This window comes from Ancylobacter sp. FA202, assembly GCF_000380205.1.
Lineage (GTDB): Bacteria > Pseudomonadota > Alphaproteobacteria > Rhizobiales > Xanthobacteraceae > Ancylobacter.
The window spans coordinates 4,720,962-4,739,082 of sequence record NZ_KB904818.1; the positions used below are offsets into that span (position 1 = coordinate 4,720,962).

Annotated in this window: 18 protein-coding genes; 5 read left to right on the forward strand and 13 right to left on the reverse strand. The window is 66.9% G+C overall.

From position 1 onward, the window contains the following. Window positions 1-124: 124 nt before the first annotated feature. Together A3M1_RS0121995 and A3M1_RS0122000 are read left to right on the forward strand one after the other, a co-directional pair. Entirely contained in the window at window positions 125-1,303 is a 1,179-nt protein-coding gene (locus A3M1_RS0121995) for a bifunctional 2-C-methyl-D-erythritol 4-phosphate cytidylyltransferase/2-C-methyl-D-erythritol 2,4-cyclodiphosphate synthase (RefSeq protein WP_018391145.1), read from the forward strand. Window positions 1,304-1,313: 10 nt separating this feature from the next. Then, the gene (locus tag A3M1_RS0122000) at window positions 1,314-1,817 is read left to right on the forward strand and encodes a CinA family protein (RefSeq protein WP_018391146.1); all 504 of its coding nucleotides are present in this window, start codon (window positions 1,314-1,316) and stop codon (window positions 1,815-1,817) included. A gap of 4 nt (window positions 1,818-1,821) precedes the next feature. On the opposite strand, the gene A3M1_RS0122005 is transcribed toward A3M1_RS0122000, so the two are convergent. The 10 genes from A3M1_RS0122005 to A3M1_RS0122050 form a co-directional block, all read right to left on the reverse strand. After that, on the reverse strand, window positions 1,822-2,289 hold the full coding sequence (locus A3M1_RS0122005; protein ID WP_018391147.1) for a type II toxin-antitoxin system RatA family toxin: 468 nt from the start codon (window positions 2,287-2,289) through the stop codon (window positions 1,822-1,824). Between the two features lie 2 nt (window positions 2,290-2,291). Then, a complete protein-coding gene (gene lipA, locus A3M1_RS0122010) occupies window positions 2,292-3,284 on the reverse strand; it encodes a lipoyl synthase (protein WP_018391148.1) in 993 nt (330 codons plus the stop codon). A 136-nt stretch (window positions 3,285-3,420) separates the two neighbouring features. Next, window positions 3,421-3,699: a GlsB/YeaQ/YmgE family stress response membrane protein gene (locus A3M1_RS0122015; protein WP_018391149.1), complete on the reverse strand. Its 279-nt coding sequence runs from the start codon at window positions 3,697-3,699 to the stop codon at window positions 3,421-3,423. A gap of 33 nt (window positions 3,700-3,732) precedes the next feature. Then, on the reverse strand, window positions 3,733-5,151 hold the full coding sequence (gene lpdA, locus A3M1_RS0122020; protein ID WP_018391150.1) for a dihydrolipoyl dehydrogenase: 1,419 nt from the start codon (window positions 5,149-5,151) through the stop codon (window positions 3,733-3,735). A 96-nt stretch (window positions 5,152-5,247) separates the two neighbouring features. Next, entirely contained in the window at window positions 5,248-6,639 is a 1,392-nt protein-coding gene (locus tag A3M1_RS0122025; RefSeq protein ID WP_018391151.1) for a pyruvate dehydrogenase complex dihydrolipoamide acetyltransferase, read from the reverse strand. 3 nt (window positions 6,640-6,642) lie between these two features. Beyond that, a complete protein-coding gene (locus tag A3M1_RS0122030) occupies window positions 6,643-7,323 on the reverse strand; it encodes a hypothetical protein (protein WP_018391152.1) in 681 nt (226 codons plus the stop codon). 3 nt (window positions 7,324-7,326) lie between these two features. Then, window positions 7,327-8,742, reverse strand: a complete 1,416-nt coding sequence (locus tag A3M1_RS0122035; RefSeq protein ID WP_018391153.1) for a pyruvate dehydrogenase complex E1 component subunit beta — start codon at window positions 8,740-8,742, stop codon at window positions 7,327-7,329. A 40-nt stretch (window positions 8,743-8,782) separates the two neighbouring features. Next, window positions 8,783-9,082, reverse strand: coding sequence for a hypothetical protein (locus A3M1_RS0122040; protein ID WP_018391154.1), 300 nt, complete (start codon window positions 9,080-9,082; stop codon window positions 8,783-8,785). Between the two features lie 10 nt (window positions 9,083-9,092). Continuing rightward, the gene (gene pdhA, locus A3M1_RS0122045; RefSeq protein ID WP_018391155.1) at window positions 9,093-10,067 is read right to left on the reverse strand and encodes a pyruvate dehydrogenase (acetyl-transferring) E1 component subunit alpha; all 975 of its coding nucleotides are present in this window, start codon (window positions 10,065-10,067) and stop codon (window positions 9,093-9,095) included. A gap of 342 nt (window positions 10,068-10,409) precedes the next feature. Next, window positions 10,410-10,742, reverse strand: coding sequence for a septum formation initiator family protein (locus A3M1_RS0122050; protein ID WP_018391156.1), 333 nt, complete (start codon window positions 10,740-10,742; stop codon window positions 10,410-10,412). A gap of 303 nt (window positions 10,743-11,045) precedes the next feature. Between A3M1_RS0122050 and A3M1_RS0122055 the strand changes: the two genes are divergently transcribed. Continuing rightward, entirely contained in the window at window positions 11,046-11,255 is a 210-nt protein-coding gene (locus A3M1_RS0122055) for a hypothetical protein (RefSeq protein ID WP_018391157.1), read from the forward strand. Window positions 11,256-11,491: 236 nt separating this feature from the next. On the opposite strand, the gene eno is transcribed toward A3M1_RS0122055, so the two are convergent. Beyond that, window positions 11,492-12,775, reverse strand: a complete 1,284-nt coding sequence (eno, locus tag A3M1_RS0122060) for a phosphopyruvate hydratase (RefSeq protein WP_018391158.1) — start codon at window positions 12,773-12,775, stop codon at window positions 11,492-11,494. A gap of 119 nt (window positions 12,776-12,894) precedes the next feature. Here eno and queF point away from each other — a divergent pair, with 119 nt between their 5' ends. Further along, entirely contained in the window at window positions 12,895-13,356 is a 462-nt protein-coding gene (queF, locus tag A3M1_RS0122065; RefSeq protein ID WP_018391159.1) for a preQ(1) synthase, read from the forward strand. A 314-nt stretch (window positions 13,357-13,670) separates the two neighbouring features. Here queF and glmS read toward each other — a convergent pair whose 3' ends face one another. Then, window positions 13,671-15,494 (reverse strand): glutamine--fructose-6-phosphate transaminase (isomerizing), encoded by a 1,824-nt coding sequence (gene glmS / locus A3M1_RS0122075; RefSeq protein ID WP_018391161.1) that lies wholly within the window; start codon window positions 15,492-15,494, stop codon window positions 13,671-13,673. A 113-nt stretch (window positions 15,495-15,607) separates the two neighbouring features. Then, complete coding sequence (gene glmU, locus A3M1_RS0122080; RefSeq protein WP_018391162.1) at window positions 15,608-16,957, reverse strand: bifunctional UDP-N-acetylglucosamine diphosphorylase/glucosamine-1-phosphate N-acetyltransferase GlmU; 1,350 nt, start codon at window positions 16,955-16,957, stop codon at window positions 15,608-15,610. Window positions 16,958-17,116: 159 nt separating this feature from the next. Between glmU and A3M1_RS25540 the strand changes: the two genes are divergently transcribed. After that, the gene (locus A3M1_RS25540) at window positions 17,117-18,115 is read left to right on the forward strand and encodes a DMT family transporter (RefSeq protein ID WP_051087035.1); all 999 of its coding nucleotides are present in this window, start codon (window positions 17,117-17,119) and stop codon (window positions 18,113-18,115) included. Window positions 18,116-18,121 lie beyond the last annotated feature (6 nt).

Here is an 18,121-nt window from a genome sequence, read left to right on the forward strand (position 1 = left end):
GAGCGCGTCATCAACCCATGCGAAGGGCTTAAGTCAAATCTTTTGCAAATATGTGCCGCTTTTGCGCTAAACGAGCCGGCAGGGCAAGTCTGCGCTGATGAAGCGGCAGTCAGCGGAAGGGCGGATGCGTTTGGCGATGCGGACCGACGTGATCGTGGTGGCGGCAGGCAATGGCCTGCGGGCGGGCGAGGGATTGCCCAAGCAATACCGTCCGCTGGGCGGGGTGCCGGTGCTGCGCCACACGCTGCGCGGCTTTCTCGGCCACGCAGGCATCCGCCATGTGCTGCCGGTCATTTCACCCGAACATGCTGCCCTCTGCGCCGAGGCCCTCGCCGGCCTTGAAGGCGTGCTCCCGCCGGTCGCGGGCGGCGCCACGCGGCAGGCCTCGGTGCGCGCCGGGCTTGAAGCGCTGACGCAGGACCCGCCCGAACTGGTGTTGATCCACGACGCGGCGCGGCCCTTCGTCTCGCCCCGGCTGGTGGCGCAGGCCATAGCTACGGCCGCGACGGCGGGCGCCGCCGTGCCGGCGCTGGCGCTGGTCGACACGCTGAAGGCGGTGGCCGCGCCCGGCTTCCTCGCCACCGGCCCCGACCGCAACGCCGTCCGCAGCGTCCAGACGCCGCAGGCCTTCCGCTACGACCTCATCCTGGCGGCGCACCGGGCGCAGGCGGGGACTGACGACCTGACCGACGACGCGGCCGTGGCGGAGGCCGCCGGGCACGCCGTCGCCTGCTTCCCCGGCGATCCCGCCAATTTCAAGCTCACCACGCCGGAGGATTTCGTGACCGCCGAACGCCGCCTGCTGGCCGAGCTTGCCGATGTCCGCACCGCCACCGGCTTCGACGTACACGCCTTCGGGCCGGGCGACCATGTGGTGCTGGGCGGGCTGCGCATCGCGCATGATTTCGGCCTCGCCGGCCACTCCGATGCCGATGTGGTGCTGCACGCCCTGACCGATGCCCTGCTCGGCACCATCGGCAGCGGCGATATCGGCCATCATTTCCCGCCTTCCGACCCGCAATGGAAGGGCGCGGCCTCCGACCAGTTTCTCGCCCATGCCGCCGCCCTGGTGCGCGCGGCCGGCGGGCGCATCGCCCATCTCGATGCCACGGTGATCTGCGAGGCGCCGAAGATCGGCCCGCACCGCGAGGCGATGCGCGAGCGGATCGCCGCGATTGTCGACATCGCGGTGGCCCGCGTCAGCGTGAAGGCGACGACCAGCGAGCGCCTGGGCTTTACCGGCCGGCGCGAGGGCATCGCCGCGCTGGCCGCCGCCACCGTCCGCCTGCCCTGGATCGACTGAGGAGACGGCCATGGATGAAGCGCAGCGAGCCATCGAATTAGAGGCGATCCGGGTGCTCGATCTGTGCCGGGCGCGCGGGCTGACGGTGTCCACCGCCGAATCCTGCACCGGCGGCCTGGTCGCCGGCGCGCTGACCGAGATCGCCGGCTCCTCCGACGTGGTGGACCGCGGGTTCGTCACCTATTCCAACGACGCCAAGCAGGAAATGCTGGGCGTTTCGGCGGCGACGCTGGCGGCGCATGGCGCGGTGAGCGAGGAGACGGCGCGCGAGATGGTCGCCGGCCTGCTGCGGGCGGCAAAAACCTCGCTCGGCGTCTCCATAACAGGCATTGCCGGCCCCGGCGGCGGCTCGGCCGACAAGCCGGTGGGCCTCGTGCATTTCGCCGCCGGCACCGCTTCGGGCAAGGTGATCACCCGCCGCGAGGTGTTCGCCGGCCAGGACCGCGCCGGCGTGCGGCGGCTGGCCGTCCTCACCGCACTGGCCATGCTGGCGGAACTGGCGGGCGGCGACTGACCCCCTACCTCGCGACGGCGCGACGGCCATAGACCTCGTCGGCGCGCTCCTCGAAGGCCTGGGCGAAGCGGCGGAAGGCGGCGTCGAACATCGCCCCCATCAACAGGCCGAGCGTGCGCGAGCGAAATTCATAGGAGATGAAGAACTCGACGTCGCAGCCGCCATCTGCCAGCGGCCGGAAGGTCCAGCGATTCTCCAGCCGGCTGAACGGCCCGTCGAGATATTCCACCACGATGGAGAGCCGCGGCCGGTCGAGCGTCACCCGGCTGGTGAAGCTCTCGCGGAACATCTTGTAGGCAACGCTCATATCGGCGACGAGGATGTCGACCCCCTCCCCGCTCGCCACCCGGCGGCGCACATGCAGGCTCTCGCACAGCGGCACGAATTCCGGGTAGCGCTCCACATCCGCCACCAGCTCGAACATGTCGGTGGCGGAGTGGCGCACGCGCCGCTTGTTGGTGAAGGACGGCATGGTCAGGCAGGAACCGCCGCCGCCACGGACGGAACGAGCGCGACCTTGCTGGCCCGCGCCGCGCGCAGCCGGGCGAAATCCTCGCCGGCATGGTGCGAGGAGCGGGTCAGCGGGCTCGACGAGACCATGAGGAAGCCCTTGGCATAGGCCACCGTCTCATAGGACTTGAAGTCCTCCGGCGTCACAAAGGCCATGACGGGGTGGTGCTTGCGGGTCGGCTGGAGGTACTGGCCGATCGTCATGAAGTCGATCTCGGCCGAGCGCAGATCGTCCATCAACTGCAGCACTTCGTGCCGCACCTCGCCCAGCCCCACCATGATGCCGGACTTGGTGAAGATGGTCGGGTCCAGCTCCTTCACCCGCTGCAAGAGGCGCAGCGAATGGAAGTAGCGGGCGCCCGGCCGCACCTTGAGATAGAGCGAGGGCACGCATTCCAGATTGTGGTTGAACACGTCAGGACGCGCCGCCACCACCACCTCCAGCGCCCCCTCCTTGCGCAGGAAGTCCGGGGTGAGGATTTCGATGGTGGTTTTCGGGCTGGTGGCGCGGATGGCGCGGATGGTGCGGGCGAAATGCTCGGCGCCGCCGTCGGCAAGATCGTCGCGGTCCACCGAGGTGACGACCACATGCTCCAGCCCGAGCTTCGCCACCGCGTCCGCCACCTTCTGCGGCTCGTCGCGGTCCAGCGGGCCGGGCATGCCGGTGCGGACATTGCAGAAGGCACAGGCGCGGGTGCAGGTGTCGCCCATGATCATGAAGGTGGCGTGCTTCTTCTGCCAGCACTCACCGATATTGGGGCAGCTCGCCTCCTCGCACACGGTGACGAGGCCGTTGGCGCGGACGATATCCGCCGTCTCCTGCCAGCCGGGCGTGCCGGGGGCGCGCACGCGGATCCAGTCCGGCTTCTTCAGAACAGGCGTTTCCGCCCGCTTCGCCTTCTCAGGGTGGCGGGGTTTCTCTAAAGCGCGGTTGAGAGTGTTGAGAACGACGACCATTGGTGTTCCGCTGGCTGCATTCGAGGCACGCGGCACACGCCGCCTGCCCCACAGTTAAGCCTCACGGCCGACGGGCGAAAGGGGGCGCCGCAGGCATCCGCCTTGTGCCGCGCGCATGGCGCGGCACGGATACCGCCTATCGCCCGCGAATCTTCCGCCACAGGAACAGCACGATGATGGCGCCGACCGTGGCGGCGATCAGGGTGCGGAAGAAGCCGAAGACCGGGATCGCCGCCATCTCGGCGAGATATTTGCCGAGAAAGGCACCGATCAGGCCGAACAGAAGGTTGGCAAACAGCCCATGGTCACTGTCCGTCACCTTCTCGGCGATGTAGCCGGCGAGAAGGCCGATGATGATCATGGTGAACCAGCCGACGCCCGGCTGGTTCAGGGCCGCATAGGTATCCGCTTCCATGGCAGGCTCCCGCCGCCGGGCTTAGCGCCCGGACTACATATGAATCGCGCGCCCATAGGCGCTGAGCACGCTCTCATGCATCGTTTCAGAAACCGTGGGGTGCGGGAAGACCGCGTTGATCAGCTCTTCCTCGGTGGTTTCCAGATTCATCGCCAGCACGAAGCCCTGGATAAGTTCGGTGACTTCCGCGCCGACCAGATGCGCGCCGAGCAGGCGCCCGGTCTTGGCATCGAAAATGGTCTTGACCAGCCCGTCGGGCTCGCCCAGCGCCACCGCCTTGCCATTGCCGATGAAGGAGAACCGGCCGACCTTGAGCTCGAAGCCGGCTTCCTTGGCCTTCGCCTCGGTGAGGCCGACCGAGGCGATCTGCGGCATGCAATAGGTGCAGCCGGGGATCATCAGCTTGTCCATCGCGTGGGCGTGCTTGCCGGCGATGGCCTCGGCGGCGATCACGCCCTCATGCTCGGCCTTGTGCGCCAGCATGGGCGGGCCGGCGACATCGCCGATCGCCCAGACGCCGGGCACATTGGTGCGGCACAGGCCGTCCACCACCACGCAGCCGCGATCGGTCTTCACGCCGAGCGTCTCAAGGCCGAGATTCTCGATATTGCCGACCACGCCGACGGCGGAGATCAGCCGGTCGGCGGTCAGGGTCTGCACCTTGCCGTCGGTCGTCTCGACCGTGGCGGTGACGTTGTCCGCGCCCTTCACCACCTTCGAGACCTTGGCGCCGGTGAGGATCTTGATGCCCTGCTTCTCGAAACGCTTGCGGGCATGCTCGGCGATCTCGGCATCCTCGACGGGCAGAATCTGCGGCAGCAGCTCGACGATGGTCACATCCGAGCCCATCGTCTTGTAGAAGGTGGCGAATTCGACGCCGATGGCGCCCGAGCCCATGATGAGCAGCGACTTCGGCACGCTGGCCGGGGCCAGCGCCTCGAAATAGGTCCAGATCAGGCGTCTGTCCGGCTCGATGCCCGGCAGCGCGCGCGGGCGGGCGCCGGTGGCGATGACGATGTTCTTGGCGGTGTACTCGCCCACCGGCAAGGCGCCCTTCGGCGCCGGCTCGGTGGCGGCCGCGACCGTGACCTTGCCGGGGGCGGTGAGGGTCGCCTGCCCCCAGATCACGTCGACCTTGTTCTTCTTCAGCAGGAAAGCGACGCCGTTGCTCATCTGGGCGGAGATGCCGCGCGAGCGCTTGACCACGCCCGCTATGTCCACCCCGGCCTTCTCGGCGACGAGCCCGTAATCCTTTGCGTGCTCGATATAGTGGAAGATCTCGGCCGAGCGCAGCAGCGCCTTGGCCGGGATGCAACCCCAGTTCGGGCAGATGCCGCCCATGTACTGGCGCTCCACCACCGCGACCTTGAGGCCGAGCTGGGCGGCGCGGATGGCGCCGACATAGCCGCCGGGGCCGGAACCGATGAAGAGGACGTCGTAGTTGTTCGCCATGTGAATTCTTCCGTCATGCCAAGGCCGGCCTGGGGAATGCCCGGCGCGCCGTGCGAAAGACGTGGATGGCCGGGACAAGCCCGGCCATGACGAGGATCAGACCAGCATCGACATCGGCTTTTCGATGATCGCCTTAAAGGCGCCGATCAGCTGCGCGCCCATGGCGCCGTCCATCACGCGATGGTCGCAGGAAATGGTGACGGTCATGACCGTGGCCACCGCCAGCTCGCCCTTCTTCACCACGGCCCGCTGTTCACTGGCCCCCACCGCGAGGATGGTGGCGTGCGGCGGGTTGATGATGGCGGTGAAATCCTTGATCCCGAACATGCCGAGATTGGAAATCGCCGAGGAGCCGCCCTGATATTCGGCCGGCGCCAGCTTCTTATTGCGGGCGCGGGTGGCGAGTTCGCGGGTCTCGTTGGAGATCGCGGAAAGGGTCTTGGTCTCGGCCTTGCGGATGATCGGGGTGAGCAGGCCCTTGCCGCCATCGATCGCCACCGCGACGCCGATATCGGAATGCTTCAGCTTGAGGTAGCGGTCGCCGCCCCACACCTGGTTGGCATCCGGCACCTGCTGGAAGGCGAGCGCATAGGCCTTGATGACAAAGTCGTTGACCGAGAGCTTGTAGGCGGCCTTGCCGTCCTTTTCAGGGGCGGCCTTGTTCAGTTCCTCGCGCAGCTTCAGCAGCGCGTCGACGTCGCAATCCACGGTGAGGTAGAAGGTGGGCACCGTCTGGCGGGCTTCAGTCATGCGCTGGGCGATCACGCGGCGCATGCCGTCGAGCGGGATTTCCTCATAGGTGCCGGGCTCGTAATAGGCCTTCACCTGTTCCAGCAGCGCGCTGTTCGACACCGGCGCGGCGGCCGGTGCGGCGGCAGCGGCGGCCGGCTTGGCGGCAGCGGGGGCGGCGGCCTTGGCGGCGCCACCGGCCGGGGCGGCCTCGACATCGGCGGCGACGACGCGGCCATGCGGGCCGGAACCCTTCACCGCCGAAAGATCGACGCCCTTTTCCTTGGCGAGGCGACGGGCCAGCGGCGACGCGAAGACCCGCTCGCCGGATGCGGCGGGAGCGACGGCTGGCGCCGACGCGGCCGGCGCAGCGGTGGCCTCTGCCTTCGGCGCATCGACCTTGGGAGCTTCCGCCGGAGCGGCCTCAGCCGTGGGCGCCTCCTTCGGCGCCTCCTTCGGCGCCTCCGCCTTGGCGGGAGCGGCCCCACCGCCGGCGGCAACCGCCTTCACATCCTCGCCCTCGGTGGCAAGCACTGCGATGAGCTGGTTCACCGGCACATCGGCGGTGCCTTCCGGCACCAGGATCTTCGCCAGCGTGCCCTCGTCGATGGCCTCGACTTCCATCGTGGCCTTGTCGGTCTCGATTTCGGCAATGACGTCGCCGGGGGCGACCTTGTCGCCCTCCTTCTTCAGCCATTTCGCCAGATTGCCCTTCTCCATGGTGGGAGACAGGGCCGGCATCAGGATTTCGATCGACATGACTCAGTCCTCGGACTCGTTCGGGGCCGGCAACTGGGGAAGGTCGGCTTGCTTCGGGAGCTTAACCCCCTCCTGATCAGCACGACTTTTCATCACGATACGCAAGACCTCTTTGAACTCTTCCAAAGCGGGCTTCGCCCTTTCCGCCATTTCTCCAGCAGTAAAAGACAGATCTGCCAGAAATGCAAAAAACGCGTCGGTCTTCGTTCTAGAACGAAGTATTTCATTATATAGCAATGTAAGTCTATCAAATATCTTATCTTTTTTCTTTGGGGAAAGATTGCTTTCGTCAACAAACGATCTTATCTTTTCAATATGAATTACGATCTGTTCTTTTTCACTGTTATTCAGCGAAGCAAACCCGAACGTCTCTTCTTCAATCTCAGATTGCCACCTCTCCAATTCGGACTCTGCCATCAGATCGATGTCGACAACCTTTTTTCTCTCCATTGCCTCATCGATACGACGTGCAAATAAACCGAACTCCTCCTCCCACGAGCCAGTGGATTTTACCGCGAATCCAACATCAAATTTCTGCGAAAATTTTCGCAGCAATATTACTGGAATGCTGGCGTCGATCTCCCCCCGTCGGGCTGCTTCACGGGTGCGTTCGACGATCTCTGCCATGGCCTCGACGGGATCACGAGGCAGTTCATTCATCAACTCGGCGAGAGTGAGAGACATATCTCACCTGTAGGTGACGGCGCGGGCAGCGTCGATGACGTCCTGCACCGACGGCAAGGCTAGCTTTTCGAGATTGGCGGCGTAGGGCATGGGAACATCCTTGCCGGTCACGCGCAGCACCGGGGCGTCGAGATAGTCGAACGCCTTCTCCATCAGCTGGGCGACGATCTCCGAACCGACGCCGGACTGGTGCCAGCCCTCTTCGACCGTCACGCAGCGCCCGGTCTTCTTCACCGAGGCGACGATGGTCTCGACATCCATCGGGCGGATGGTGCGCAGGTCGATCACCTCGGCCTCGATGTCGAGCTTGGAAAGCTCCTCGGCGGCCTTCAGCGCGTAGTTCATGCCGATGGACCACGCCACCAGCGTCACGTCCTTACCCGGGCGGGCGATCTTCGCCTTGCCGATCGGCACGGTGAAATCGTCGAGCTTCGGCACCGGCGAGGAGTGGCCGTAGAGGATCTCGTTCTCAAGGAAGATGATCGGGTTGGGGTCGCGGATCGCCGACTTCAGCAGCCCCTTGGCGTCGGCCGCCGTGTAGGGCGCCACCACCTTGAGGCCGGGAATGTGGCTGTACCAGGAGGTATAGTCCTGGCTGTGCTGGGCGGCGACGCGGGCGGCGGCGCCGTTGGGTCCCCGGAACACGATGGAACAGGTGATCTGCCCGCCGGACATATAGAGCGTCTTGGCGGCGGAGTTGATGATCTGGTCGATCGCCTGCATGGCGAAGTTGAAGGTCATGAACTCGACGATGGGCTTCAGCCCGGCCATGGCGGCGCCGACGCCGACACCGGCGAAGCCGTGCTCGGTGATCGGCGTGTCGATGACCCGGCGCGCGCCGAATTCCTGCAGAAGGCCCTGGGTGATCTTGTAGGCGCCCTGATACTCGGCAACTTCCTCACCCATGACGAAGACGTCGCCATCGCGGCGCATCTCCTCGGCCATGGCGTCGCGCAGCGCCTCGCGCATGGTCTGGCTGACGAATTCCGTGCCTTCGGGAACGTCCGGCTCGGGCACCGTTTCGGGCTGGGGCGGAACAGCGACGGCGGAATTGACCACCGCGGGGGTGGCCGGCGCGGAGGCCGCCACCGGCGAGGGCTCCAGCGGCGCGGCGGCGACCGGCGGCGCCGATTCGGCCGCCTGCGGGCTGGGCGCGCTGACCGCGCTCGCGTCCTCGCCCTCGGCGAGAATGACGGCGATCGGGGTGTTCACCGCGACATCCTGCGTGCCCTCGGGCACCAGGATCTTGCCGAGGGTGCCCTCGTCAATGGCCTCGACTTCCATCGTGGCCTTATCGGTCTCGATCTCGGCGATGACGTCGCCGGACCGGACCTGGTCACCCTCTTTCTTGAGCCATTTGGCGAGGTTTCCCTTCTCCATGGTGGGAGACAGGGCCGGCATCAGAACTTCGGTCGGCATGGCGGCGTTCCCCAAAGAAACGTGCGTCTAAGATCGCGCGTCACGGCGTCGGTGCCGGAAGCACGAACGTCAGATTGCTGTAGACGGCCATCGAGGCGATGGCGACGAGGAGGGCGGCGAAGAAGCCGACCAGCATCTTGTTGAGCCGGGTCGCCTCGGCAGGCGCGGCGCCCGGCACCAGGCGGGTGCCGAACGGCCACAGCAGGGCAAGCAAGTAGCGCAGCGCGCCCGCATTCGTGGCGCGCACGATACCGAGGGCAATCCGGGTCGCGAGGACCCAGATGACCGCCGCCGCCGAAACCCCGGCAACGACCGCGACCCAGAAGAATTCGACCAGCATCAGCCCGCGCTCAGCGCAGGATGTCGGTGTAGAGCTCGGACGGGTCCGGCTCCGGGTCGGCGCTGGCGAAATCGGCGGCCGCGTTCATCTGGTCGCGCAGCTCGGCGTCGATCGCCTTCAGCTCTTCCTCGGTGGCCCACTTCTTTTCCAGCAGGCGATTGCGCACCTGCTCGATCGGGTCATGCTCGGTCCGCATCTTCTGCACCTCCTCCTTCGACCGGTACTTGGCCGGATCGGACATGGAGTGGCCGCGATAGCGGTAGGTGAGCATTTCAAGGATATAGGGGCCCTTGCCGGAGCGGGCGAACTCGACGGCGCGCTCGCCGGCCGCCTTCACCGCCCGCACATCCATGCCGTCGACCTGCTCGCCGGGAATGTTGAAGGAGGAGCCCCGCTTGGAGAAATCGGTCTGGGCGGAGGCGCGGTTCACCGCGGTGCCCATGGCGTATTTGTTGTTCTCGATGATGTAGACGACCGGCAGCTTCCAGAGCTCCGCCATGTTGAAGCTCTCATAGACCTGGCCCTGATTGGCGGCGCCGTCGCCGAAATAGGCCAGGGTAACACTGCCATTGTCACGGTAGTGGTTGGCGAAGGCGAGGCCGGTACCGAGCGAGACCTGGGCACCGACGATGCCATGGCCACCGAAAAAGCCCTTCTCGGTGCTGAACATGTGCATCGAGCCGCCCTTGCCCTTGGAATAGCCCCCGCGCCGGCCGGTCAGCTCGGCCATCACGCCCTTGGGGTCCATGCCGCAGGCCAGCATGTGGCCATGGTCGCGATAGCCGGTGATGACCTGGTCGCCCTGCTTGAGGGCGGCCTGCATGCCGACGACGACCGCTTCCTGGCCGATATAGAGATGGCAGAAGCCACCGATGAGGCCCATGCCGTAGAGCTGGCCGGCCTTCTCCTCGAAGCGGCGGATTTCCAGCATCCGGCGATAGGCCTCGAGTTCTTCGGCTTTGGTGAACTCGGGAACCGCCGCCATCTTGTCCGAACGCCGGGCCGGACTCTTGGCCGCAGCCCGTGCCGGCGCTTTCGCGGTGGGGGCTCTTCCGACGGCCGATTTATTGGCGGCGACTACCATGGCGCATCCTCAGCTCGGGGACAAAGTCGGCACGTTAATAACGCACCTTTCCCCTCCGCGCTACGCGCTGGACGCAATGCTGCGACGCACAACATGTTGCCGGCGCAATGGTTTCCGGCGATGAACTGGATTTCAGTTCAAATCTCGATTTAGCTCAAATCAAGTTAAGCTTCTGGAATAACGTGGTTTCCCACCGGAACCCGTCTGGCATGCCACGGATTCGCTCGTCCGATGAATTTTCGTTCAATTGGCCTGCGGGCCGCCCGGGACCCGCAGCAGCACCAGATCCTTGGGATGAACGAGGTTCAACAGCACGCGCGCCTGCTCGTCGAGCATGTCGGCATCAACGAGGTCGGGCGACATGAGCGCCACCTTGGCCTGCAGCGCCTTGCGCTGGGCCTGCAGCTTGTCCCGCTCCTGCGTCAGCTCGGCGTGCTGCTGCTCGAAGGTGCGGCGGGCCAGCAGGCCGTATTGGCCGTTATAGCCCTGGAAGGCGAAATAGCCGACGAGGGCCGCCGCCCCGAGATGCAGGGTGACCGTCTGGAAGAAGGAGCGCCAGCGCGTGCGAATGATCATGTCACGCAGCCTAGAGCGGGCCGGTTGAGGCGCGGTTAACGCTAACGCCAACATCTCCTTTCTACCGCAGCGCACACACAGTCGAGCGGCCGGAACAGCGGGCCGGCAAAGGTAGCGCGATGTCGCGAATGTGAGGCGGGCCAGCGGCCAAAGGTTCCATCCAATGTGTGGTTGTGGACATTCGCCACCGGCAGCCGGTGCTATCGTCTTGCCCTGAAGCCGGCGTGGCTCGGTGTCACGCTCTGAACCGGAGCAGCTTCCCCGGTGGTTCCGGCGCCCAGCTGGACACACGGAGGCCGACGCATGAACCGAAACATCGAGGAGCGCGCCCGCGCCCTCTGCGCCGTCGACGCGCGCATGGCCGCCGTGCCCAATTCGCAGATTCCCGCGCTGGTAGAGCGCCTCTGGCCCGTGGCCGCGCTGGAGATCAGCGGCGGCCTCATGCAGCCAGACGTGCCGCAGGTGCCCGACCTTCCGCGTCTGGCGGCGGAGTATGAGCGCCTGAAGCGCTGACGGGACCAGCAATGGGCGCCGGGGTGCGCCCGCTCCTGCGTCATTCGAGGCCCGGCGGTGCCGGCCACCTCAGGATGACGGGCGTCGAGTAGCTGCCGTCATGCCGCGCATCGGGGCGCCCGCCCCGCGTCGCGACACTCGCCGAACGCCCCCTCCCGCGACGACCCGTCCCAAAGAGAAAGCCCCCGTCGCGATGACGGGGGCTTTGTTGTTTCAGCCGAAAAAAGACAGCTGGCTCAGGCGAGCGACTTGATCGCCGAACGGCCGGCATAGATCGCCTGCGGGCCCAGTTCCTGCTCGATGCGCAGCAGCTGGTTGTACTTGGCGGTACGGTCCGAGCGGGCCAGCGAGCCGGTCTTGATCTGCCCGCAATTGGTCGCCACCGCGAGATCGGCGATGGTCGAATCCTCGGTTTCGCCCGAGCGGTGCGACATGACGGCGGTGTAGCCGGCCTTGTGCGCCATCTCGACCGCATTCAGCGTCTCGGTCAGCGAGCCGATCTGGTTGACCTTGACCAGGATCGAGTTGGCGACGCCCTGCTTGATGCCGGCCGACAGGCGGGTGACGTTGGTGACGAACAGATCGTCGCCCACCAGCTGGCACTTGGAGCCGATGGTGTCGGTGAGCAGCTTCCAGCCCTCCCAGTCATCCTCGCCCATGCCGTCCTCGACGGTGCAGATCGGGTAGCGGGCGACGAGGTCGGCGAGGTACTTCACCTGCGCCTCGATATCGCGCACCGCGCCCTCGCCTTCATAGTCGTACTTGCCGTTCTTGAAGAACTCGGTGGCGGCGCAGTCGAGGCCGATGAACACGTCCTCGCCCGGCTTGTAGCCGGCGGTCTCGATCGCCTTCACCACGAAGGCAAGCGCGGCGTCGGCCGACGGCAGGTTCGGGGCGAAGCCGCCCTCGTCGCCGACATTGGTGTTGTGGCCGGCATCCTTCAGCGCCTTCTTCAGCGTGTGGAAGATCTCGGCGCCGGTGCGCAGGCCTTCGGCAAAGCTGGGAGCGCCGACCGGCAGGATCATGAATTCCTGGAAGTCGATCGGGTTGTCGGCATGGGCGCCGCCATTGATGATGTTCATCATCGGCACCGGCAGGGTGCGGGCATTGACGCCGCCGACATAGCGGTAGAGCGGCAGGTCGCGGGCGGCGGCGGCGGCCTTGGCGATCGCCAGCGAGACGCCGAGAATGGCGTTGGCGCCGAGGCGGGCCTTGTTCGGCGTGCCGTCCAGCTCGATCAGGATCTGGTCCAGCGCCGGCTGGTCCTCGGCGTCCATGCCGCCAATGGCGTCGAAGATCTCGCCATTCACCGCCTCGACCGCCTTCAGCACGCCCTTGCCGAGATAGCGCGACTTGTCGCCATCGCGCAGCTCGACCGCCTCATGCGCGCCGGTGGAGGCGCCGGAGGGAACGGCGGCGCGGCCCTGCGAGCCGTCTTCCAGCATCACATCCACCTCGACGGTGGGATTGCCGCGGCTGTCCAGGATTTCACGCCCAACAATATCGACGATGGCGGTCATGCGTTTCCCCAATGCTCAACTCGGTCAGGATGGTCGAGGCGCTTCTACTCCGGCCATGTGACATGCGAAAGAGGTGCCAGCGACATATCGCCCGCCCCCTCCCCGTCCGGAGCCCCGCCATGAACGACATCGCCGACGGCACGACCCAGCTCGGCCGCCCCACCGCCCTGCCCGCCAGCCCCGAGGAAGCGGTGCTGGAGCGGGTGCCGAACCCGCATCCCGGCACGAACTACGTCGCCCGCTTCACCGCGCCGGAATTCACCTCGCTCTGCCCGGTGACCGGCCAGCCGGACTTCGCCCAGCTGGTGATCGACTATGTGCCGGACAGCTGGCTGGTCGAATCGAAATCGCTGAAGCTCTATCTCGGCAGCTTCCGCAACCACGGCGCATTCCACGAGGACTGCACGGTCGCCATCGGCCTGCGGCTGCACACATTGCTGGTGCCGCGCTGGCTGCGGATCGGCGGCTACTGGTACCCGCGCGGCGGCATCCCTATCGACGTGTTCTGGCAGAGCGGCGCGCCGCTGGACGGCGTGTGGCTGCCGGATCAGGGCGTGGCGCCCTATCGCGGCCGGGGGTGAGGTCGACGGAAAAGACCGGCGATGGCTCGGATCACCGTCATGGCCGGGCTCGGCCCGGCCATCCACGGCTTGGCAACGTCCGAGCAACAGAAGTCGTGGATCCCCGGGCCAGGCCCGGGGATGACGGGGCATCAGGACATACCGAGTTCGACCATCCTTCCGATGGCCGTCATCCTGAGGTGCCCGGCCAGCGGCCGGGCCTCGAAGGATGCTGATCTGAGCGCCCCGAGCACGACCATCCTTCGAGGCTCGCTGCGCTCGCACCTCAGGATGACGGTCCCCCTGGAATCTCAGCCCCTACCCCACCGTCACCACTATTCCACCGTCACGGACTTCGCGAGGTTGCGCGGCTGGTCGACATCGGTGCCCATCACCACCGCCGTGTGGTAGGCGAGCAGCTGGATCGGGATGGCATAGACCAGCGGCGTGACGAACGGGTTCATGTCCGGCAGCACCAGCGTCGCCTCGGTTTCCAGCGCCGCATGCTCGGCGCCGGTCTCGTCGGTGATGAGGATGATGCGCCCGCCGCGCGCCGCCACTTCCTGCATGTTCGACATGGTCTTCTCGAACACGGCGTCGTGCGGGGCGATCACCACAACAGGCATGTTCTCGTCGATCAGCGCGATCGGCCCGTGCTTCAGCTCGCCGGCGGCATAGCCCTCGGCGTGGATGTAGGAGATTTCCTTCAGCTTCAGCGCGCCTTCCATCGCCAGGGGGAAGGAGGTGCCACGGCCGAGATAGAGCACATCCTTGGTCTTGGCGAAGCTGCGGGCGAGGTGCTCGATGTCGGGGCCGAGATCGAGCGCCCGGTTCATCAGGCGTGGCACTTCCACCAGCGCGTGGACGAGCCTGCGCTCTTCCTCGGCGGAAATCACGCCGCGCGCGCGCCCCGCCGCCACGGCCAGCGCGGCCAGCGTCGCCAGCTGGCAGGTGAAGGCCTTGGTCGAGGCGACGCCGATCTCGGGTCCTGCCAGCGTCGGCAGCACCGCATGCGCCTCGCGGGCGATGGTGGAGGTCGGCACGTTCACCACGGCGAGCAGATGCTGCTTCTCCTGCCCGGCATAGCGCAGCGAGGCGAGAGTGTCGGCGGTCTCGCCCGATTGCGAGATGACGATGGCAAGCCCATTGGCCGGCAGCGGCGCCTCGCGGTAGCGAAACTCCGACGCCACGTCGATTTCGACCGAGAGGCGCGCATAGCGCTCGAACCAGTATTTGGCGATCAGCCCGGCATAATAGGCGGTGCCGCAGGCGGCGATGGAGACACGCTCCAGCTTGGCGAAATCGAAAGGCAGCTCGGGCAGTTGCACCGTCTCATTGGCCATGTCGAGATAATGCGCCAGCGTGTGCGCCACCACTTCCGGCTGCTCGTGCATCTCCTTGGCCATGAAGTGGCGGAAATTGCCCTTCTCGACCAGAAACGCGGTGGCGGTGGTCTTCTGCACCGCGCGCTCGACCCGATGATTGGACGAATCGCGGATTTCGATGCCCTTGGCGCGCAGCACCGCCCAGTCGCCATCGTCGAGATAGGCGATGGTGTCGGTGAACGGCGCCAGCGCGATGGCATCCGAGCCGAGATACATCTCGCCCTTGCCATAGCCGATGGCGAGCGGGCTGCCCTTGCGGGCGCCGATCAGCAGGTCCTCGTCGCCGTCGAACAGGAAGGCCAGCGCGAACGCGCCCTCAAGGCGCGGCAGCGCCGCCGCCACCGCCTCCGCCGGGCTGAGGCCGGCGCGCAGCTCGCGGGTCACAAGGTGGGCGACGACCTCGGTGTCGGTCTCGCTCTCGAAATTGGCGCCTGTCGCGAGGAGTTCGTCACGCAACTGGCGGAAATTCTCGATGATGCCGTTATGCACGACAGCCACTTCCGTGGTCGCATGCGGGTGGGCGTTGGCGACGCTTGGCCGGCCATGGGTCGCCCAGCGCGTATGGCCGATGCCGATGGTGCCCTGCAGCGGCGCTTGGCGCAGCACCTCTTCCAGATTGCGCAGCTTGCCCTCGGCGCGGCGGCGGGCGATGTGGCCTCCGTCCAGCGCGGCGATGCCAGCGGAATCATAGCCGCGATATTCCAGCCGCCGCAGCGCGTCGACCAGTCGCTCGGCCACAGGCGCCGTACCGACGATGCCGATAATTCCACACATGAGCCGGGCCCTTTCGAGAAACGACGATCTGCAAGGCTATGCCGCCGGGTTTAACCGCGCGTCACCGAAGTGTCGAAATCAATTCCGGTGTCGCTTCGTATCGCAGTGCGGCATCACGCCTTGGGTGCCAGACCGGCCGAGAGCCGGGCCCGCAGCCGCGCGGCCAGCCCCGGCTTGTTGACCTGCCGCGCCCGGCCGATGGCGAGCGCGTCCGCTGGCACGTCGTCGGTGATGACCGAGCCGGTCGCGAGATAGGCTCCATCGCCGACACTGACAGGGGCCACCAGCAGGCTGTTGGTGCCGATGAAGGCATTGGCGCCGATGGTGGTGCGGTGCTTGCGGAAGCCGTCATAATTGCAGGTGATGGTGCCGGCGCCGATATTGGTGTTCGCACCGACGCTGGAATCGCCGACATAGGAGAGGTGGTTCACCTTCGCCCCGGCGGCGAGGGTGGAGGCCTTGATCTCCACGAAATTGCCGACATGCACCCCCTGCCCCAGTTCGGCACCCGGGCGCAGGCGGGCGAAGGGGCCGACGATAGCGCCCGGCCCGACATGGGCGCCCTCGACATGGCTGAAGGCGCGGATGGTGGCACCGTCCTCGACCCGCACCCCGGCGCCGAAGAACACATTCGGTTCCACAACGACATCGCGGCCGAAGCTTGTATCCGCCGAGAGAAACACCGTCTCCGGCGCCACCAGCGTTACCCCGGCCTCCATCGCCTGTGCCCGCAGGCGGCGCTGGAGGATCGCCTCAGCCTGCGCGAGCTGGGCGCGGCTGTTGACGCCGGCCACGTCCTCCGCCGCCACCTCGCACACACCCGCCGTGCGGCCGAGCGCGCGAGCGATCGCCACCACGTCGGTGAGGTAGAATTCCTTCTTGGCATTGGCGTCGTCGACACGGTCCAGCAGGTCGAGCGCCGCCCGCCCGTCAAGCGCCATCAACCCGGCATTGCACAGGCGAATCGCGCGCTCCTCCACGTTCGCCTCCTTCTCCTCGCGAATGGCGAGCAGTTGCCCGCCCTCGGTCACGAGGCGGCCATAACCGGTGGGGTCCTGCGGGCGGAAGCCGAGCACTGCGACGCCCGCGCCATCAGTGAGCGGCGCCCGCAGCGCGGCGAGGGTGTCCGGCCGCACCAGCGGCGTGTCGCCATACATCACCACGACATCGTCGAAGCCGCGTTCCAGCGCCGCCCGAGCGGCAAGCACGGCGTGCGCGGTGCCGCGCCGCTCGGCCTGCACGAACACCTCGGCCTGCGGCGCCACACGGCGCACCTCGGCGGCGACCTTGTCATGGTCGGGGCCGATCACCACGGCGACATGCGCCGCGCCGGCGGCGAGCGCCGCGTCGAGCACATGCGACACCATCGGCCGGCCGGCCACCGCGTGCAGCACCTTCGGCTGGGCGGAGCGCATGCGCGTCCCCTCTCCGGCGGCAAGGACGATGACGAGAAGCTGGCGCATCGGCGGACTCCAGAAGCTGGACGCAGGGACCGGACCGGGACCCGCCCCGGGAAGGCGCGTTCTAGCCTGCCGCGGGCGGGGCGAAAAGAGCGGCGCGGCGGCCGGCACCCGCAAGCGGCCGGGCGACGCCGGGCCGGGAAGCGTGTATCACCCCGCGCCATGGAGCACCGCCAAGACGCCAGCCACCACGCCCGCCAAGAACTGCGCCAAGAACCCAGCGGCGATTCCCCACCCGCCCCACCCGGTCTCCTGCAAGACCCCTGGGCGCTGGCGGCGCTGCTGGCGATGCCGCTTTTCTTCTCGACCAATCTGATCGTCGGCCGGGCGGTGGTCGACCTGGTGCCGCCCTGGTCACTCGCCTTCTGGCGCTGGCTGCTGGCGGTGGCGGTACTGCTGCCGCTCACCGCCGGCGCGCTGATGCGCCATCGCGAGCTGCTGCGCCGGGAATGGGCGCGCATCCTGCTGCTCGGCTTTCTCGGCATGGTGCTGTGCGGGGGCAATGTCTATGTCGCCCTAGGGCATACCACCGCCACCAATGCGACGCTGATCTACACAACCTCCACCCTGATGATCGTGGTGCTCGACGCGCTGCTGAAACGCCGACGGCTGCCGGCGATCCAGCTTGTCGGCTCGCTGGCGGGCTTTGCCGGCATCGCGCTGATCACCGTGCATGGCGAGCCGGGCCGGCTGCTTGGCCTCGAATTCAACAGCGGCGATCTCGGCATATTGGTGGCGGCGATCGCCTGGGCCGCCTATTCGCTGATGCTGCGGCAGGGGCCGCTGACCCGGCTCGGAGGGCAGACGGCGTTTGCCGCCAATGCCCTCGCCGGCACGCTGCTGCTTGCCCCGCTGGCGCTGTGGGAGGCGGCAAGCGGCGCGAGCACGCCGGCGACGCTGGAAGCCTGGGGGGCCATCGCCTTCCTGGCGATCTTCCCCTCGGTGCTCGCCTTCGGCCTGTTCCAGTTCGCGATCAAGGCCGCCGGGGCGCCGGTGACGGCGAATTTCCTCTATCTCATGCCGGTCTATGGTGTGCTGCTCGCGGTGCTGCTGCTGGGCGAGGAGCTGCACCTCTATCATGGCGTCGGCTTCGTGCTGATTCTCGGTGGCGTCATCCTCGCCACCCGCCGGCGCGAACCGCTCGCCCGCCCGGCGGATTGATCGCCC

What these genes read in the sequence shown, in the direction of transcription:
- A3M1_RS0122005 (WP_018391147.1), bottom strand. Translation starts at nt 2,289, where the DNA reads ATGCCGTCCTTCACCAACAAGCGGCGCGTGCGCCACTCCGCCACCGAC.
- A3M1_RS0122025 (WP_018391151.1), bottom strand. Translation starts at nt 6,639, where the DNA reads ATGTCGATCGAAATCCTGATGCCGGCCCTGTCTCCCACCATGGAGAAG.
- A3M1_RS0122040 (WP_018391154.1), bottom strand. Translation starts at nt 9,082, where the DNA reads ATGCTGGTCGAATTCTTCTGGGTCGCGGTCGTTGCCGGGGTTTCGGCG.
- pdhA (WP_018391155.1), bottom strand. Translation starts at nt 10,067, where the DNA reads ATGGCGGCGGTTCCCGAGTTCACCAAAGCCGAAGAACTCGAGGCCTAT.
- A3M1_RS0122015 (WP_018391149.1), bottom strand. Translation starts at nt 3,699, where the DNA reads ATGGAAGCGGATACCTATGCGGCCCTGAACCAGCCGGGCGTCGGCTGG.
- A3M1_RS0122035 (WP_018391153.1), bottom strand. Translation starts at nt 8,742, where the DNA reads ATGCCGACCGAAGTTCTGATGCCGGCCCTGTCTCCCACCATGGAGAAG.
- A3M1_RS0122055 (WP_018391157.1), top strand. Translation starts at nt 11,046, where the DNA reads ATGAACCGAAACATCGAGGAGCGCGCCCGCGCCCTCTGCGCCGTCGAC.
- A3M1_RS0121995 (WP_018391145.1), top strand. Translation starts at nt 125, where the DNA reads ATGCGTTTGGCGATGCGGACCGACGTGATCGTGGTGGCGGCAGGCAAT.
- A3M1_RS0122000 (WP_018391146.1), top strand. Translation starts at nt 1,314, where the DNA reads ATGGATGAAGCGCAGCGAGCCATCGAATTAGAGGCGATCCGGGTGCTC.
- A3M1_RS25540 (WP_051087035.1), top strand. Translation starts at nt 17,117, where the DNA reads ATGGAGCACCGCCAAGACGCCAGCCACCACGCCCGCCAAGAACTGCGC.
- glmU (WP_018391162.1), bottom strand. Translation starts at nt 16,957, where the DNA reads ATGCGCCAGCTTCTCGTCATCGTCCTTGCCGCCGGAGAGGGGACGCGC.
- lipA (WP_018391148.1), bottom strand. Translation starts at nt 3,284, where the DNA reads ATGGTCGTCGTTCTCAACACTCTCAACCGCGCTTTAGAGAAACCCCGC.
- A3M1_RS0122050 (WP_018391156.1), bottom strand. Translation starts at nt 10,742, where the DNA reads ATGATCATTCGCACGCGCTGGCGCTCCTTCTTCCAGACGGTCACCCTG.
- queF (WP_018391159.1), top strand. Translation starts at nt 12,895, where the DNA reads ATGAACGACATCGCCGACGGCACGACCCAGCTCGGCCGCCCCACCGCC.
- eno (WP_018391158.1), bottom strand. Translation starts at nt 12,775, where the DNA reads ATGACCGCCATCGTCGATATTGTTGGGCGTGAAATCCTGGACAGCCGC.
- lpdA (WP_018391150.1), bottom strand. Translation starts at nt 5,151, where the DNA reads ATGGCGAACAACTACGACGTCCTCTTCATCGGTTCCGGCCCCGGCGGC.
- A3M1_RS0122030 (WP_018391152.1), bottom strand. Translation starts at nt 7,323, where the DNA reads ATGTCTCTCACTCTCGCCGAGTTGATGAATGAACTGCCTCGTGATCCC.
- glmS (WP_018391161.1), bottom strand. Translation starts at nt 15,494, where the DNA reads ATGTGTGGAATTATCGGCATCGTCGGTACGGCGCCTGTGGCCGAGCGA.